The organism is Streptomyces sp. NBC_00193, assembly GCF_026342735.1.
Taxonomy (GTDB): domain Bacteria; phylum Actinomycetota; class Actinomycetes; order Streptomycetales; family Streptomycetaceae; genus Streptomyces; species Streptomyces stoeckheimensis.
This window is the reverse complement of record NZ_JAPEMM010000001.1, coordinates 5,751,494-5,766,584: the sequence shown is the minus strand read 5'-3', so window position 1 is coordinate 5,766,584 and position 15,091 is coordinate 5,751,494. Positions and strand designations below refer to the sequence as shown.

Here is a 15,091-nt window from a genome sequence, read left to right as displayed (position 1 = left end):
CGCGGGGTGCCGAAGGGATCAGGAGGCGAACAGCCGTACCGGCCAGTCGGCATGGGCCTGCGCCGCGATGTCCAGCAGCGGCGAGGAGGCCGCGGGCAGGGCGTGCGTTCCGTCGGTGCGGGCCCGCAGCGCGGCCCGCTCCGCCTGCCGGGACACGGAGTCCAGTTCGGGGGCGAGCCCGGCCAGGACCCGGCTCGCCTCGAAGGGGTCCAGGCCGAGCAGCCGTACGGTGGCGGTGGCCGGCCCGCTCACGCTCTCGTACGCCGCCACGTGCGCGGCGTCCAGCGGCCCGAGCCCCGCCGACCGGGCGGTGACGCCGAGCACCACGGGCTGGTGCGCCCCGCGCGGGAACGCGGCGGCCAGCGCGTCCAGTTCCGCGCCGGGCCAGGTGGCGCGGGCGGCCCGCATCAGCTGGCGTCCGAGCCGGCGCCCGGCGGCGCGCAGCGCGGGTGACGGGGTCCGGGCGTCGGCGGCTTCGTCGAGGGCTGCCGGGTCGATCCCGAGGGCGGCCGCCGCGGCGAGGCCGGCCGCGACGAGCCCGGCGGTGTGCAGCCGGCCCCGGCAGAACTCCGCCAGGGTGGCGGCATCGTGGATCCGGCCCGCCTTGCAGGCGGCCTCGGCCCCGCCGGAGTGGGCGTGCCCTCCGGCGGGGAAGCGGCCGTCCGCGAGGACGAGCAGAGTGGCGAGGCTCATCGCAAGGCCCCTGCTCTCAGAAGAGGAAATAGCGTTGGGCCATGGGGAGTTCCGCCGCCGGGGCCGGTTCCACCACCTCGCCGTCGATGGTGACGGTGAAGGTGTCGGCGTCGACTTCCACCCTCGGCATGGCGTCGTTGTTGCGCATGTCCGCCTTGGTGACCTTGCGGGTGCTCTCGATGGCGACGAACTCCTTGGCGAGTCCGAGTCGTTCGGGCAGTCCGTCGTCGAGGGCCGCCTGGGCGGTGAAGTTCACCGAGTTGAGCCCGGGGGCCCGCCCGTACGCGCCGAACATCGGGCGCGGCAGGACCGGCTGCGGGGTAGGGATGGAGGCGTTGGCGTCGCCCATCTGCGCGTAGGCGATCTGGCCCCCCTTGATGACCAGTTCGGGCTTGACCCCGAAGAAGGCGGGCTTCCACAGCACCAGGTCGGCGAGTTTGCCGGTCTCGACGGAGCCGATCTCGCGGGCCAGGCCCTGGGCGACGGCGGGGTTGATCGTGTACTTGGCGACGTAGCGCCGGGCCCGGTGGTTGTCGGCGGGTCCGTCGCCGGGAAGGGAGCCGCGCCGCTTCTTCATCACGTGGGCGGTCTGCCAGGTGCGCAGGATCACCTCGCCGACGCGGCCCATGGCCTGGGCGTCGGAGGAGATGATCGAGATGGCTCCGAGGTCGTGCAGGACGTCCTCGGCGGCGATCGTGGAGGGGCGGATCCGGGACTCGGCGAAGGCCAGGTCCTCGGGGACGGCGGGGTTGAGGTGGTGGCAGACCATCAGCATGTCGAGGTGTTCCTCGACGGTGTTGACGGTGTGCGGCCGGGTCGGATTGGTGGAGCTGGGCAGGATGTTCGGCTCGGAGACCACGGTGATGATGTCGGGGGCGTGCCCGCCGCCCGCGCCTTCGGTGTGGTACGAGTGGATGGTCCGTCCGCCGATGGCGGCGAGGGTGTCGGCGACGAACCCGGCCTCGTTGAGGGTGTCGGTGTGGATGGCGGCCTGGGCGCCGGTCTCCTCGCAGACGGTGAGGCAGGCGTCGATGACGGCGGGGGTGGATCCCCAGTCCTCGTGGAGCTTGAAGCCGAGTGCTCCGCCGCGCAGCTGGGAGTACATGCCCTCGCGGGACATGGTGTTGCCCTTGCCGAGCAGGCCGATGTTGACGGGGTGGGACTCCAGCGCGGCGAACATCCGGGCCAGGTGCCAGGGTCCGGGGGTGACGGTGGTGGCCTTGGTGCCCTCCGCGGGGCCGGTGCCGCCGCCGACGAGGGTGGTGATGCCGGAGGCGAGGGCCTCCTCGATCACGGTCGGGGAGATGAAGTGCACGTGGGCGTCGACGGCGCCGGCGGTGAGGATCTTCCCGTTGCCGGAGATGATCTCGGTCTCGGGGCCGATCACGAGCGCCCGGTCGACGCCGTCCATGGTGTCGGGGTTGCCCGCCTTGCCGATGCCGCAGATGCGGCCGTCGCGGATGCCCACGTCGGCCTTGACGATGCCCCAGTGGTCGAGGATCACCACTCCGGTGATGACGGTGTCGGCGGCTCCTTCGGCGCGGGTGGTGCGGGCCTGGCCCATGGATTCGCGGATGACCTTGCCGCCGCCGAAGACGGCCTCGTCGCCGGCCCGGCCGGGGCCGCCGCCGAGGTCCTGCTCGATCTCGACGAAGAGGTCGGTGTCGGCGAGGCGGATGCGGTCGCCCTTGGTGGGCCCGAAGAGGTCGGCGTAGACCTGGCGCGATATCTCAGCCATCGAGCGGCCCTCCGGTCTCCCCGCGCAGTCCGGGCACGGTCCGCAGCCCGGCCAGCGGTACGAGGGCCACGGCGACCGGGATGCCCGGTTCGAAGCGGACCGCGGTGCCGGCTGCGATGTCGAGGCGCAGTCCGCGGGCGGCCGTGCGGTCGAAGTCGAGGCCGGGGTTGGCCTCGGCGAAGTGGTAGTGCGAGCCGACCTGGACGGGCCGGTCGGCGGCGTTGAGCACGGTGAGTCGGGTGACGGGCCGGCCTTCGTTGAGGCGCACCGGGCCGTCCCCGTAGGCGATTTCGCCGGGGATCATGCGGGTACCCGCTCTCAGACGATGGGGTCGTGGACGGTGACGAGCTTGGTGCCGTCCGGGAAGGTCGCCTCGACCTGGACGTCGTGGATCATCTCGGGTATCCCCTCCATGACCTCCTCGCGGGAGAGCACGGTCCGTCCGGAGGCCATCAGCTCGGCCACCGTCCGCCCGTCGCGGGCCCCTTCGAGGATGTGTGCGGTGATCAGGGCTATCGCCTCGGGATGGTTGAGGAGCACGCCCCGCGCCTTGCGTCTCTCGGCCACATCCGCGGCCACGTGGATGAGCAGTCTCTCCTGCTCGTGGGGGGTCAGCTGCACAGCAATCACCAAGCTTCCGGGACATGATCAACATCGCGCCGAGCCGACCCTATGGGCCGTCAACACTTCGTTGACCTGCGCATATCCGAGCCAAGCGTGTCTTGCCCAACACAGGGAAAGGCTTTCCGTCCCGCCCACCGCCGCTTTGCCGGCGCATGGGTGACCATTGACGGAAGGAACGTGGCCGCCACGCTAGGGGCCGCGCTTTTCCGTTGAGTTAACCCACGTTTCGAGCAGGTACCCGGTTCAACTCCGGGCACCGCACAGCCCGGTTCCGTATACGGAGCCGCTCACTAGGAGCCGCATGTTCGTCAACCCCGTCCACCACATCACCTTCGACGCGCAGGAGCCGTACGCACTCGCCCAGTTCTGGTCCGAGGTCACCGGCTGGCCCATTCACCCGGACGACCTGGCCGACGACCCCGAGATCTCGCTCGTGCCGGGGCAGCCGGGGGTGACCGGACTGCTGTTCATCCAGGTGCCCGAGGGCAAGTCCGTGAAGAACCGCGTCCACTTGGACATCCAGCCGACCACCGGCACCCGCGACGAGAACGTGGAGCGGCTGCTCGGGCTCGGCGCGAAGATCCAGGGCGACCACCGCCGGGAGGACGGCACCGGCTGGGTCACGCTGACCGACCCGGAGGGCAACGAGCTGTGCATAGAGCGCAGCGCAGCGGAGCGCGCCGGGTCCTGATGCCGTGACACCCGGCCGGTCAACAACCGGTCAACAGCCGGTCGCGGTCCTCGCCGGCGCGCCGGCGGCCGTGGCCGTCCAGGGCAGGGCGATCCACACGGTCTTGCCCCCGTCCTCGGTCGGGCTGACCGACAGCCGGCCGCCCGCCTCCGCGGCGAGCCAGCGGATGATGACCATCCCCCGGCCGTTGTCCTGCTGGACGGCGGCCGGGAGCCGCTTGGGCCAGCGCGGGTGGCTGTCGGTGACCCCGATGCGCAGCCACTCCTCGCGCTCCAGGCGGATGTCCACGGTGAAGGTCGGCGACTGGCCGAAGGTGTGCTGCACGGAGTTGGTGGCCAGTTCCGAGACGATGAGCCGGATGCTGTCGGCGGCTTCGGTCCCCTCGGACAGTCCCCACTCGCTCAGCACGTCCGCGACGTAGCGGCGGGCGGCCGCGACCGAGGCGGGATCGCTCGGCAGAGTGACGGATGCTTCCTGGTGATCTGCCATGGCGACGGTCCCTTTCCCACCGGGGCGAAGCCGCCCCGGATCTGTGCTGGACGCCAGAGTGCCACCCATCGTCCCGTCGTTTCCGCCGATCCCTCAAGATATGCATATATCTGTCGCTCAATGCGGTGAACTCTGCTACGGAAGAGCGTATTTGGACGGCAGACTGGTGCGACCTGTGCCGGTGGAAGGAGACGGCTGTGCAGCACGGTCCCGCGGTGCGCCGACGCAAGCTCGGCGAGGAACTGCGTGCCCTTCGCGACCGGTCCGGACTCACCAGCGGTGAGGCGGCCCGGCTCGCGGGATGGCACCAGTCGAAGATCAGCCGCATCGAGACGGGGCGCAGCGGCGTCAAGGTGGAGGACATCCGGCTGCTGCTCGACGTCTACGGGGAAGACGTCGTGAGCGCACAGCAGCGCGCCCTGCTGGAAGCCCTCTCGGCCTCGGCGGCGGGACCGGCCCCGGACGAGGACACCGGGCGCGGGCGCCAGTGGTGGCACGACTACCGGGGGCTGCTGCCGCAGGAGTACCGGGACTTCATCAGCCTGGAGGCGGGCGCCCGGTCGGCCCGCACCGTCGAACTGTCGGTGGTGCCCGGACTGCTGCAGACCCCGGAGTACGCGCGGGCCGTGACCCGGGCCGCGCTGGGCGGGCTGCCGGAGCCGAAGGTGGAGGCGCTGGTCGACGTACGGCTGGCGCGTCAGTCCGTGCTGCGGGCGGATCCGCCGCTGGAGCTGAGCGCCGTCCTGGACGAGGCGGTGCTGCGGCGCGCGATCGGCGGGGCGGGGGTGATGGAGGAACAGCTGAGGCACCTGGTGGAGGTGGCGCGTTTGCCCCAAGTGCGGCTTCAGGTGCTGCCGTTCAGCGTGGGGGGACATCTCGGCCTGACCGGACCGTTCGTCATCTTCTCATTTCCGAACATCGCCGATCTGGATGTGGTGGTACTCGACCATTTGACGAGTAGCCTCTATCTGGAGCGGAAGGAAGACCTTGAGGCGTACAGCGCCGCGTTCCGCACCATCCAGGCGCACGCCCTCCCGCCCCGCGATTCGTCGGATCTCATCAGCGCCCTCGCTGACGACGCGTAAGGAGGCACCTCCGTGTCCGCAACCCCCTTATCCACAGGCGGACTTCTGAACAGCGCGCGGTGGCGGCGAAGCAGCCGCAGCACCGGAATGAACAACTGCGTGGAAACGGCCGTCCTCGGCGGCGGCCTGCTCGCCGTCCGCGACTCCAAGCGGGCGGCCGGCCCGGCCGTGCTCTTCACCGGGCCGGCCTGGCACGGCTTCCTCGTCTCCGTCCGTGCGGATCTCGGGACGTAGGAGCGCAGGAAGCGCAGGAAGCGCAGGGAACGTAGCAACGCAGGAAGCGCAGGAACGCAGGAGCGCCCCCAACGGCTCCGTTCAGCGGTCCGTGGCTCCGGCCGGAGCGGTCCCCAGGATCGTCTCCACCGCACGGCTGATCTCGTCCCCCGTGAGATCCGCCCGCGCGGTCAGTCGCAGCCGGGAGATGCCGTCCGGCACGGACGGCGGCCGGAAGCACCCCACGGACAGACCTGCCTCGCGGCAGTCGGCGGCCCAGCGCAGTGCCGCCGAAGCCGACGGGGCCCGTACCGACACCACGGCCGCGTCCGGCCGGGCCGCGGTCAGGCCGGACGCGGTGAGCCGCCCGTACAGTTCGGCGGCCACCGCGCGGGCCCGGTCCGCGCGTTCCGGTTCCCGCTGGAGCAGGCGCAGGGCGGCCAGTGCGGCGCCCGTCGCGGCCGGGGCCAGTCCGGTGTCGAAGATGAAGGTCCGCGCCGTGTTGACCAGGTGCCGGATCACCTTGGCCGGGCCGAGCACCGCACCGCCCTGGCTGCCCAGGGACTTCGAGAGGGTGAGCGTCGCGACCACCCCGGGAGCCCCCGCGAGACCGGCGGCGTGCAGCGCCCCGCGGCCGCCCTCGCCCAGGACCCCGAGGCCGTGCGCATCGTCCACGAGCAGGGCCGCACCCTCCGCCCGGCAGGCTTCGGCGTGGGCCGCCAGCGGGGCGGCGTCCCCGTCGACCGAGAACACCGAGTCGGTGACCAGCAGCGCCCGCCCCCGGTGGGCGGCGAGCGTCTTGCGGGCGGCCTCCGGGTCGCAGTGCGGGACGACGGCGGTGTCGGCGCGCGACAGCCGGCAGCCGTCCACGATCGAGGCGTGGTTGCCCGCGTCCGAGGCCACCAGGGTGCCCCGGTCGCTGAGCGCGGTGACGGCGGCCAGGTTGGCCGCGTACCCGGAGGAGAGGACCAGCGCCGCCTCGAACCCGCAGAAGGCGGCGAGCTCCCGCTCCAGCTCGGCGTGCAGTTCGGTGGTGCCGGTGACGAGGCGCGATCCGGTGGCCCCCGCGCCCCAGCGCTCGGCGGCCTCGCGCGCGCCCCGTACGGTCTCCGGGTGCCGGGACAGCCCGAGGTAGTCGTTGCTCGCGAGATCGAGGAGCGGGGAGTGCGCCGGCCGCGGACGCAGCGTCCGGACGAGTCCGGCCTGCTCCCTGGCCCGCTCCGCGTCGTCGATCCAGGAGAAGACGTCCGCGGGGGCGGGGGTGTGCTGGTGCGGCATCGACGGTCCTCGAGTTTTTGTCGGCAGTCCACAGACCTGCCCGACCCTAACCGCCCGTGACCCCTGCGTCAGGTGTGGCGATACACACACTCTCTTCCGGCCATGTTGTTCGATCTCTCCTTGGCCGGGAGTGCCCGGGTGGGACAGGATCGGCATCATGGACCTGCTGAACACCCTCGTGGACAAGGGGCTGCGGCGTGAGCTGCCGACCCGCGAAGAGGCACTCGCCGTGCTGGCGACCTCTGACGACGAACTGCTCGACGTGGTGGCCGCGGCCGGCAAGGTGCGCCGACAGTGGTTCGGACGCCGGGTCAAGCTGAACTACCTGGTCAACCTGAAGTCGGGGCTCTGCCCCGAGGACTGCTCGTACTGTTCCCAGCGACTGGGATCGAAGGCCGAGATCCTCAAGTACACGTGGCTGAAGCCCGACGAGGCCTCCCAGGCCGCGGCCGCCGGCGTCGCCGGCGGGGCGAAGCGGGTGTGCCTGGTGGCGAGCGGGCGCGGTCCGACGGACCGCGACGTGGACCGTGTCGGCAAGACGATCGCGGCCATCAAGGAGCAGAACGAGGGCGTCGAGGTGTGCGCCTGCCTCGGCCTGCTCTCGGACGGCCAGGCCGAGCGCCTGAAGGACGCGGGCGCGGATGCCTACAACCACAACCTCAACACCTCCGAGGCCACGTACGGCCAGATCACCAAGACCCACACCTACGCGGACCGGGTCGACACGGTGCAGAAGGCGCACGCGGCCGGCCTGTCGGCCTGCTCGGGCCTGATCGCGGGCATGGGCGAGAGCGACGAGGACCTCGTCGACGTCGTCTACGCCCTGCGCGAGCTCGACAGCGACTCGGTGCCGGTCAACTTCCTGATCCCCTTCGAGGGAACCCCGCTGGCCAAGGAGTGGAACCTCACCCCGCAGCGCGCCCTGCGCATCCTCGCGATGGTCCGCTTCGTCTGCCCCGACGTCGAGGTCCGGATCGCGGGCGGCCGCGAGGTGCACCTGCGCACCCTGCAGCCGCTGGCGCTGCACGTGGCGAACTCGATCTTCCTGGGCGACTACCTGACCAGCGAGGGCCAGGCCGGACAGGCCGACCTCGACATGATCGCGGACGCCGGTTTCGAGGTGGAGGGCGCCGGTACGACGACCCTGCCCGCGCACCGCTCCGAGGTCGCGGCGGCCACCGGTGGCTGCGGCTCGAAGAGCGCGGGCGCCTCGGTCTGCGGCTCCTCCGCCACGGCGGACGAGGCCGGCTGCGGTTCGGCGTGCGGCGGCTGCTCGGGGCACGCCGGGCACGAGGCCCCCGTACCGGTCCAGGCGGAGGCGGGCGACGTCCGCTCCGACCTGGTGGCGGTACGCCGCCGCGGCGCGGGAACGGATCTCGCTCCCAATGCCTGATCAGGCGGGGTCCCCGGAGACGGGCTCGCCCGACGCGCTGCCGGCCGCCGAACTGCTCGCGCTGGACCGGCAGCACGTCTGGCACCCGTACGGCCCGATGCCCGGGCGGCAGGAGCCGCTCGTCGTCGCCTCCGCCTCGGGGGTCCGCCTGCGGCTGGCCGAGCCGTCGCAGGGGCACGACGAGCTGGTCGACGGCATGTCCTCCTGGTGGTCGGCGATCCACGGGTACAACCACCCGGCGCTGAACGAGGCGGTCACCGGCCAGCTCGGCCGGATGTCGCACGTGATGTTCGGCGGGCTCACCCACGAGCCCGCCGTCCGGCTGGCCGCGAAGCTCGTCGAGCTCACCCCGGCCGGCCTGGAGCACGTCTTCCTCGCCGACTCGGGCTCGGTCTCGGTCGAGGTCGCGGTGAAGATGTGCCTGCAGTACTGGCGTTCGGTGGGCCGCCCCGAGAAGAGCCGCCTGCTCACCTGGCGGGGCGGCTACCACGGGGACACCTGGCAGCCGATGGCCGTCTGTGATCCCGAGGGCGGCATGCACGAGCTGTGGTCGGGCATCCTCCCGCGCCAGCTCTTCGCGGACGCCCCGCCGAGCGGGTTCTCCGCCCCGGTGGACGAGTCCTACGTCGCCCACCTGCGCTCCCTGTTCTCCGCGCACGCGGACGAACTGGCGGCCGTGATCGTGGAGCCGGTGGTCCAGGGCGCGGGCGGCATGCGCTTCCACAACCCGGGCTACCTCCGGGTGCTGCGGGAGCTGTGCGACGAGTTCGACGTGCTGCTGATCCTCGACGAGATCGCCACGGGCTTCGGCCGCACGGGCGCGCTGTTCGCGGCCGACCACGCCGGGATCACCCCGGACGTGATGTGCCTGGGCAAGGCGCTGACCGGCGGTTACCTCACCCTCGCGGCCACGCTGTGCACGGAGCGGGTCGCGGACGGCATCTCGCAGGGCGAGGTCCCGGTCCTGGCCCACGGGCCGACCTTCATGGGCAACCCGCTGGCCACCTCGGTGGCCCTGGCCTCCATCGACCTGCTGCTGGGTCAGGACTGGCAGGGCGAGATCAAGCGCATCGAGGCGGGCCTGCTGGAGGGCCTGGCCCCGGCCGCGGACCTGCCGGGCGTCCGGGAGGTACGGGTCCTCGGCGCGATCGGCGTCATCCAGCTCGACCACCCGGTCGACATGGCCCGCGCCACGGCGGCGGCCGTCCGGGAGGGCGTCTGGCTGCGCCCGTTCCGGGACCTGATCTACACGATGCCGCCGTTCGTGACGGCCGACGCCGACGTGGCCCGCATCTGCCGGGCCGTGGTCGCCGCCGCGAAGGAGGCCTGACATGACGGTACTGATGGTCTCGGGGACGGGTACCGAGATCGGCAAGACGGTCGTCACCTCGGCCGTCGCGGCGGCCGCGCTCGCAGCGGGCCTCTCGGTGGCCGTGCTGAAGCCGGCCCAGACGGGCGTCGGCCCGGACGAGCCCGGGGACGCGGCGGAGGTCGGCCGGCTGGCCGGCTCCGCCGTCACCGCGAGGGAACTGGCCCGCTATCCGGAGCCGCTGGCCCCGGACACGGCGGCCCGGCGCTCGGGTCTCCCGACGGTCTCCCCGGAGCGGATCGCCGAGGCGGCCCGCGAGCTCGCCCTCTCCCACGACCTGGTCCTGGTCGAGGGCGCGGGCGGCCTCCTGGTCCGCTTCGACGAGTCCGGCCACACCCTGGCGGACGCGGCCCGCCTGCTCGGCGCCCCGGTGCTGATCGTGGCTCCGGCCGGGCTCGGCACCCTCAACTCCACCGCCCTCACGGCGGAAGCCCTCCGGGCCCGCGGCCTGACCTCCCCGGGCGTGGTGATCGGCAGCTGGCCGGCCGAACCCGACCTGGCCTCCCGCTGCAACCTGGCCGACCTGCCCTCGGTCTCCGACCTCCCCCTCCTGGGCATGGTCCCGGCCGGCGCGGGCACCCTCCCCCCGGCGGCCTTCCGCACCTCGGCGCCCGGCTGGCTCGCCGCCGCCCTCCACGGCACCTGGTCGGCGCCCGCCGGCTGAACCCGCCTCCGCGGGCGGACCCGGCGGCAAGGCCCCGTACGGGGTCCGCCGCCCGGTCCGTAGGGCCGGACGGGGGAACGGACCGTGCCGCGCGGCCTCCCCGCGGTGTCGTGGTGGGGAGTCGCGGCGGGGCGGATGAGTATCGGCGCGTGGGCTTCCTCGTACCGGTCCTCTTCGCGCTGTTCGCGGCGCTCAGCAACGCGCTCGCGACCGTGCTCCAGCGGCGGGCGTCGCTCACCGTGCCGCAGAGCGACGGATTCCGCTTCGGGCTGGTGCTCGACCTGCTGCGCCGGCCGCTGTGGATCGGCGGCATCCTGGCCGTGATCGCGGCCGGTGTCGGGCAGGCCGTGGCGCTCGCCACCGGCGCGCTGGCCCTCGTACAGCCCCTGTTCGTGCTGGAGCTGCCGCTCGCGCTCCTGATCGCCTCGCTGGTGACGCGGACCCGGATGCCGGGGCCCTTGTGGCTCGCCGTGGGAGGCGTGGTGGCCGGGCTCGGAATCGTCCTGGTGGCCGCCTCGCCGGCGGGGAACCGTACGGACGTTCCCGCCGACCGGTGGGTCCTGGCCCTGGTGGCGTGTGCGGGGGCGGTGGCGGTGCTCGCCGTGCTCGGGCTGCGGCGGCGGCCCGGCCGGATGCGGGCCGGATGCCTCGGCGCGGCCACCGCCGTCTGCTACGCGCTGACCGCCGCGCTGATGAAGTCGGCCATGCACGTGCTCGACGGGGACGGCGTCGGCGCCTTCCTGCGCACCTGGGAGACCTACGCCTTCGCCGCGACGGGCATCTGCGCCCTCCTGCTCCTCGAACACGCCATGCAGGGCGGCCCGCTGGTCGCCTCGCAGCCCGCACTGACGCTCGGGGACGCGGGCGTCAGCGTCGCGCTGGGCGTGCTGCTGTACGAGGAGCACCTGCGGACCCACTGGTGGTTGCTCCCGCAGCTGCTGGGCCTGTCCCTGATCTGCGCCGGCGTACTCGCCCTGGCCAGGGACGGCTCGGGCGCCGATGCCGACGCGACGTGAGCCGACGGCTCCGGCCCCTGCGGGGTCATTGGCGGGGTCACCGGCGGGGTCAGTGACCTCCGCGGGGCTCCAGGCAGCCGCCCTCGACATACACCCCGTGGGCCTCCACGGTCAGCGGCGGGCCGAGCCGTCCCGTCACGCACGGGCCGCTCTCGGGGACCGACAGGACGAAGGAGACGTTCACCGCCCCGGATCCGTACACGCCCCCGGAGTCGAATCCGTACCCCAGCCCGGTCAGGACCGCGCGGACCTCCTCCACCGTGTGCGGCGCACCCTTCCCGCCGGATCCGCCGGCCACCGCCGCCTTGATCCGTGCGGCGTGCGCGTCGCCCCGGCAGCGGGCCCCGGGGGTGAGCTGCGCCTGCTGTTTGAAGGCGTGGTTCTCCGCGTACTTGCGCGCCTCGGGATCCGCGGGCAGCTCTCCCGCCGTGGCCCCGGGGCTCGCGCCGCCCGTCGCCACGTCGGCGCACCGTGCCGCGATGGCGGGGAACAGCGCGTCGTGGCGCGCGACCGCCGCGACCGCCTGGGCCGCGTAGTCCACGGAGGGGGTCACGGACGGCGCCGGGGGCTCCGCCGCGTCCCCGGCCCCCGCGGTCCGCGTGCCGCAGCCGGTCAGCACGATCGCTCCCGCGGCGAGGAGCAGGACCCCGGCCGTACGGGGCGTCACGCCGTCTCCACCAGCGGCTTGACCCAGCGCCGCCAGCGGTCCTCACGGTGGTAGCCGGCCGCGGCCCACGCCCGCTGCGCGCGTTCGTTCGCTTCCAGGACCATCGCGTCGCCGCGGCGGCCCCCGACGGCGACGAAGCGCCGCTCGGCCGCCTCCAGGAGCGCCGTGGCGATCCCCTGGCGGCGATGGGACGGCAGTACGGCGAGCCGGTACAGCGACGCCCGCCAGCCGTCCCAGCCGGCGATCACGGACCCGACGAGGACCCCGTCGAGTTCGGCGAGGATCAGAGCCTCGGGATCACGGGTGACGAGCCGGGTCACGCCGTCCGCGTCGTCCGTGATCGACGTGCCCTCCGCCGCTTCCTTCCAGAAGGCGAGCACGGTCTCGGCGTCGGCCGGCACGGCGGCCCGTATGTGCAGATCGGTCATGTCCCGGAGCCAAGCACGACCGCCCGGGGCCTCGCCACCGACTTCCGCCTGCCGAGACGTACGGCGGGCACACCCGCGCCCGTCTCCCGGACGCCGACGCGGGTGGGATGCGAAGATCGTTCACATCCGGCCCCGTCGGGGCATCACGTCTGCACGCCGTCAGGGCGTCAGGACGGGGTGGTCCGCCGAAGGAATGATCCGCCCACTTTGCTCTTCCTTTACCCTGTAGGCAGCTGTTCCACTCCTCCCCCGAACGAAAGGTGTGAGCGTCCGTCCATGGGCGAGCCTCCCAGTCCCCTCCCTTCCCGTCCGCGACAGCGCGCGACACCCCTCCCCCTGGCTGATCATGGGACGGAGGTGAAGGACCGATGACCGAAGTGCTCCTGCTCGTCGTGGCGCTGCTGCTCTGCCTTGCCTGCGGAGTCTTCGTCGCGGCCGAGTTCTCGCTGACCACCATCGAGCGCAGCGAACTGGAACGGGCCGTCGAGCGCGGCGAGCGCGGCGCCGACAGCGCCCTGGCCGCAGTCCGCAGCCTGACGTTCCAGCTCTCCGGCGCCCAGCTCGGCATCACCGTGACCGGCCTGGTCATCGGCATGATCTCCAAGCCCTCGATCGCCGCCCTCCTCAAGGGCCCCTTCGAGGCCATGGGGCTGTCCGCCGGGGCCGCGTCCTCCACCGCCCTGGTCCTCGGCACCGTGCTGTCGACCGTCGTCCTGATGGTCGTGGGCGAGCTCGTGCCCAAGAACTGGGCGATCTCCTCCCCGCTGGCCGTCGCCAAGCGGGTCGCCACCTTCCAGCGGGTCTTCAGCCGTGCCTTCAGGCCCCTCATCAGCCATCTGAACACCACGGCGAACCACATGGTCCGCCGGTTCGGCATGGAGCCCGCCGAGGAGCTCGCCTCGGCGCGCACCCCGCAGGAGCTGGCGGCCCTGGCCCGGCACTCCGCGCGGGCCGGCGCCCTGGAGAAGGACACCGCCGAGCTGTTCATGCGGACCTTGAACCTCGCCGACCTGACCGCGGAGAACGTCATGACCCCGCGGGTGCAGGTCACCGCCCTCGACCTGCAGACCACCGCCGAGGACGTGGCGAACGCGACGCTCGCCACCGGCCTCTCCCGGTTCCCCGTCTACCGGGGCAGCCTCGACAGCGTCGTCGGCACCGTCCACATCAAGGACGTACTGGCCCTGCCGGCGGAGGAGCGGCACCGCACCCCGGTGTCGCAGCTGCTGCGCGAACCCCTCCTCGTACCGGAGTCGCTGACCGTGGACCGGCTGCTGGACCGGCTGTCCGGCAAGCAGACGATGGCCGTGGTCATCGACGAGTACGGCGGCACGGCCGGTGTGGCCACGCTGGAGGACATCGTCGAAGAGGTCGTCGGCGAGGTCCGCGACGAGCACGACCCGCACGAGACCCCCGACCTGGCCCCGGCCGGTGAGGACGAATCCGGGCGCGCCCTGTTCTCCGCGGACGGCTCCGCGCGCACCGACCAGCTCCAGCGGATCGGGCTGCGCGTGCCGGACGGCCCGTACGAGACGCTGGCCGGTCTGATAGCGACCGAGCTGGGCCGGATCCCGATGGTCGGCGACAGCCTGGAGCTCGACGGCTGGCGGCTGGACGTGGTGGACGCGAGTGGGCGGCGGGCCGCGCGGGTGCTCTTGCACGTGCCGGTCGAACCGACCCCCGGTGATGGTGTGGAGGAGGCCCGATGACCGCCGTCCAGTTGCTGATCGGCCTGGCGACCCTCGTCGTCAACGCCTTCTTCGTCGGCGCGGAGTTCGCCATGATCTCCGTGCGGCGCAGCCAGATCGAGACGCATGCCGAGCAGGGTGACCGCAGGGCGCGCGCCGTTCTGTGGGGCCTGGAGCACGTGTCGGCGCTCATGGCGGCCGCCCAGCTGGGCATCACGCTGTGCACCCTGGTGCTGGGTGTGGTGGCCGAGCCGGCCATCGCCCACCTGCTGACCCCGGCGTTCGACTTCTTCGGGGTGCCGTCCGGGCTGACCCACGCGATCTCCTTCGTGGTGGCGCTGGCCCTGGCCACGTACCTGCACATGCTCTTCGGCGAGATGCTGCCGAAGAACGTCGCGCTGGCCGAGCCGGTGCGGACCGCCCTGGTGCTGGGGCCGCCGCTGGTGACCCTCACCCGGGGGCTGCGGCCGGTGATCTTCGCGATCAACGCCTTCGCCAACGCCCTGCTGCGCCTGCTGCGGGTGGAGGTCAAGGACGAGGTCGCGGCGACCTTCTCGGACGACGAGCTGGCCCGGATCGTCAAGGACTCCAGCGACGCGGGACTCATCGACGACCGTGCGAGCGAGCGGCTGCACGACGCCCTGGAGCTGGGGCGGAGGCCGGTGACCGATGTGGTGCTGCCGGCGGACCGGGTGGTCCCGGCCCGCGAGGGCATCACACCGGCCGGACTGGAGCGGCTGTCGGCCGAGTCGGGGTACTCCCGGTTCCCGATGATCGACGCACAGGGCCGGATCCTGGGATACCTGCACGTCAAGGACGCACTGGACGCGACGGAGCGGGACGAGCCCTTCCCGGTCACCGCACTGCGGCCGATCGCGCAGGTCCGGGCGGAGACTCCGCTGGACGACGTGCTCACCGCGATGCGGCGCAGCCGTACGCACCTGGCGGCGGTGCTCGCTCCGGACGGGGTCATGACGGGCCTGGTCACGATGGAGGACGTGCTGCGGGAGCTGTTCGGCCGGCCGGCTTCGACGTAGCGGCAGGAGCGCCGCCCG

At 72.8% G+C, this 15,091-nt stretch carries 17 protein-coding genes; 9 read left to right on the top strand and 8 right to left on the bottom strand.

Annotated features, from left to right (window positions below; all coding sequences use genetic code 11):
* Positions 1-18 precede the first annotated feature (18 nt).
* From OG898_RS25845 to OG898_RS25830, 4 genes are read right to left on the bottom strand one after another with little or no spacing between them, the layout of a single operon-like run.
* The gene (locus OG898_RS25845) at positions 19-693 is read right to left on the bottom strand and encodes an urease accessory protein UreF (protein ID WP_250740172.1); all 675 of its coding nucleotides are present in this window, start codon (positions 691-693) and stop codon (positions 19-21) included.
* Between the two features lie 16 nt (positions 694-709).
* A complete protein-coding gene (locus OG898_RS25840; protein ID WP_266959483.1) occupies positions 710-2,431 on the bottom strand; it encodes an urease subunit alpha in 1,722 nt (573 codons plus the stop codon).
* Entirely contained in the window at positions 2,424-2,735 is a 312-nt protein-coding gene (locus tag OG898_RS25835) for an urease subunit beta (protein WP_250740174.1), read from the bottom strand. Before OG898_RS25835 ends, OG898_RS25840 begins: the two co-directional genes overlap by 8 nt.
* Positions 2,736-2,749: 14 nt before the next feature.
* A complete protein-coding gene (locus OG898_RS25830; protein WP_250740175.1) occupies positions 2,750-3,052 on the bottom strand; it encodes an urease subunit gamma in 303 nt (100 codons plus the stop codon).
* A gap of 304 nt (positions 3,053-3,356) precedes the next feature.
* Between OG898_RS25830 and OG898_RS25825 the strand changes: the two genes are divergently transcribed.
* Positions 3,357-3,746, top strand: a complete 390-nt coding sequence (locus OG898_RS25825) for a VOC family protein (protein WP_250740176.1) — start codon at positions 3,357-3,359, stop codon at positions 3,744-3,746.
* Between the two features lie 30 nt (positions 3,747-3,776).
* On the opposite strand, the gene OG898_RS25820 is transcribed toward OG898_RS25825, so the two are convergent.
* Positions 3,777-4,235 carry an ATP-binding protein gene (locus OG898_RS25820; RefSeq protein ID WP_250740177.1) on the bottom strand — a complete coding sequence of 153 codons (459 nt, stop codon included), beginning with the start codon at positions 4,233-4,235 and terminating at the stop codon, positions 3,777-3,779.
* Between the two features lie 197 nt (positions 4,236-4,432).
* Here OG898_RS25820 and OG898_RS25815 point away from each other — a divergent pair, with 197 nt between their 5' ends.
* Entirely contained in the window at positions 4,433-5,320 is an 888-nt protein-coding gene (locus OG898_RS25815; RefSeq protein WP_250740178.1) for a helix-turn-helix transcriptional regulator, read from the top strand.
* Between the two features lie 12 nt (positions 5,321-5,332).
* Complete coding sequence (locus OG898_RS25810; RefSeq protein WP_250740179.1) at positions 5,333-5,554, top strand: DUF397 domain-containing protein; 222 nt, start codon at positions 5,333-5,335, stop codon at positions 5,552-5,554.
* Between the two features lie 81 nt (positions 5,555-5,635).
* Here the strand turns inward: OG898_RS25810 and OG898_RS25805 are convergent, their stop codons facing one another.
* Positions 5,636-6,811: an 8-amino-7-oxononanoate synthase gene (locus OG898_RS25805; protein ID WP_266959479.1), complete on the bottom strand. Its 1,176-nt coding sequence runs from the start codon at positions 6,809-6,811 to the stop codon at positions 5,636-5,638.
* Between the two features lie 157 nt (positions 6,812-6,968).
* On the opposite strand from OG898_RS25805, the gene bioB reads away from it, so the two are divergent.
* From bioB to OG898_RS25785, 4 genes are all read left to right on the top strand, one after another.
* Positions 6,969-8,204, top strand: coding sequence for a biotin synthase BioB (gene bioB, locus OG898_RS25800; protein WP_250740181.1), 1,236 nt, complete (start codon positions 6,969-6,971; stop codon positions 8,202-8,204).
* Positions 8,197-9,534 (top strand): adenosylmethionine--8-amino-7-oxononanoate transaminase, encoded by a 1,338-nt coding sequence (locus tag OG898_RS25795; protein WP_266959477.1) that lies wholly within the window; start codon positions 8,197-8,199, stop codon positions 9,532-9,534. The genes bioB and OG898_RS25795 overlap by 8 nt, the downstream gene beginning before the upstream one ends.
* Before the next feature lies 1 nt (position 9,535).
* Positions 9,536-10,237 (top strand): dethiobiotin synthase, encoded by a 702-nt coding sequence (gene bioD, locus OG898_RS25790; RefSeq protein ID WP_250740183.1) that lies wholly within the window; start codon positions 9,536-9,538, stop codon positions 10,235-10,237.
* 149 nt (positions 10,238-10,386) lie between these two features.
* Positions 10,387-11,253, top strand: coding sequence for a DMT family transporter (locus OG898_RS25785; protein WP_250740184.1), 867 nt, complete (start codon positions 10,387-10,389; stop codon positions 11,251-11,253).
* A gap of 49 nt (positions 11,254-11,302) precedes the next feature.
* On the opposite strand, the gene OG898_RS25780 is transcribed toward OG898_RS25785, so the two are convergent.
* On the bottom strand, positions 11,303-11,920 hold the full coding sequence (locus tag OG898_RS25780) for a hypothetical protein (RefSeq protein WP_250740185.1): 618 nt from the start codon (positions 11,918-11,920) through the stop codon (positions 11,303-11,305).
* Entirely contained in the window at positions 11,917-12,348 is a 432-nt protein-coding gene (locus OG898_RS25775) for a GNAT family N-acetyltransferase (RefSeq protein ID WP_250740186.1), read from the bottom strand. The genes OG898_RS25780 and OG898_RS25775 overlap by 4 nt, the downstream gene beginning before the upstream one ends.
* Positions 12,349-12,716: 368 nt before the next feature.
* Here OG898_RS25775 and OG898_RS25770 point away from each other — a divergent pair, with 368 nt between their 5' ends.
* A complete protein-coding gene (locus OG898_RS25770) occupies positions 12,717-14,057 on the top strand; it encodes a hemolysin family protein (protein WP_250740187.1) in 1,341 nt (446 codons plus the stop codon).
* Complete coding sequence (locus tag OG898_RS25765) at positions 14,054-15,073, top strand: hemolysin family protein (protein ID WP_266959474.1); 1,020 nt, start codon at positions 14,054-14,056, stop codon at positions 15,071-15,073. Before OG898_RS25770 ends, OG898_RS25765 begins: the two co-directional genes overlap by 4 nt.
* Positions 15,074-15,091 lie beyond the last annotated feature (18 nt).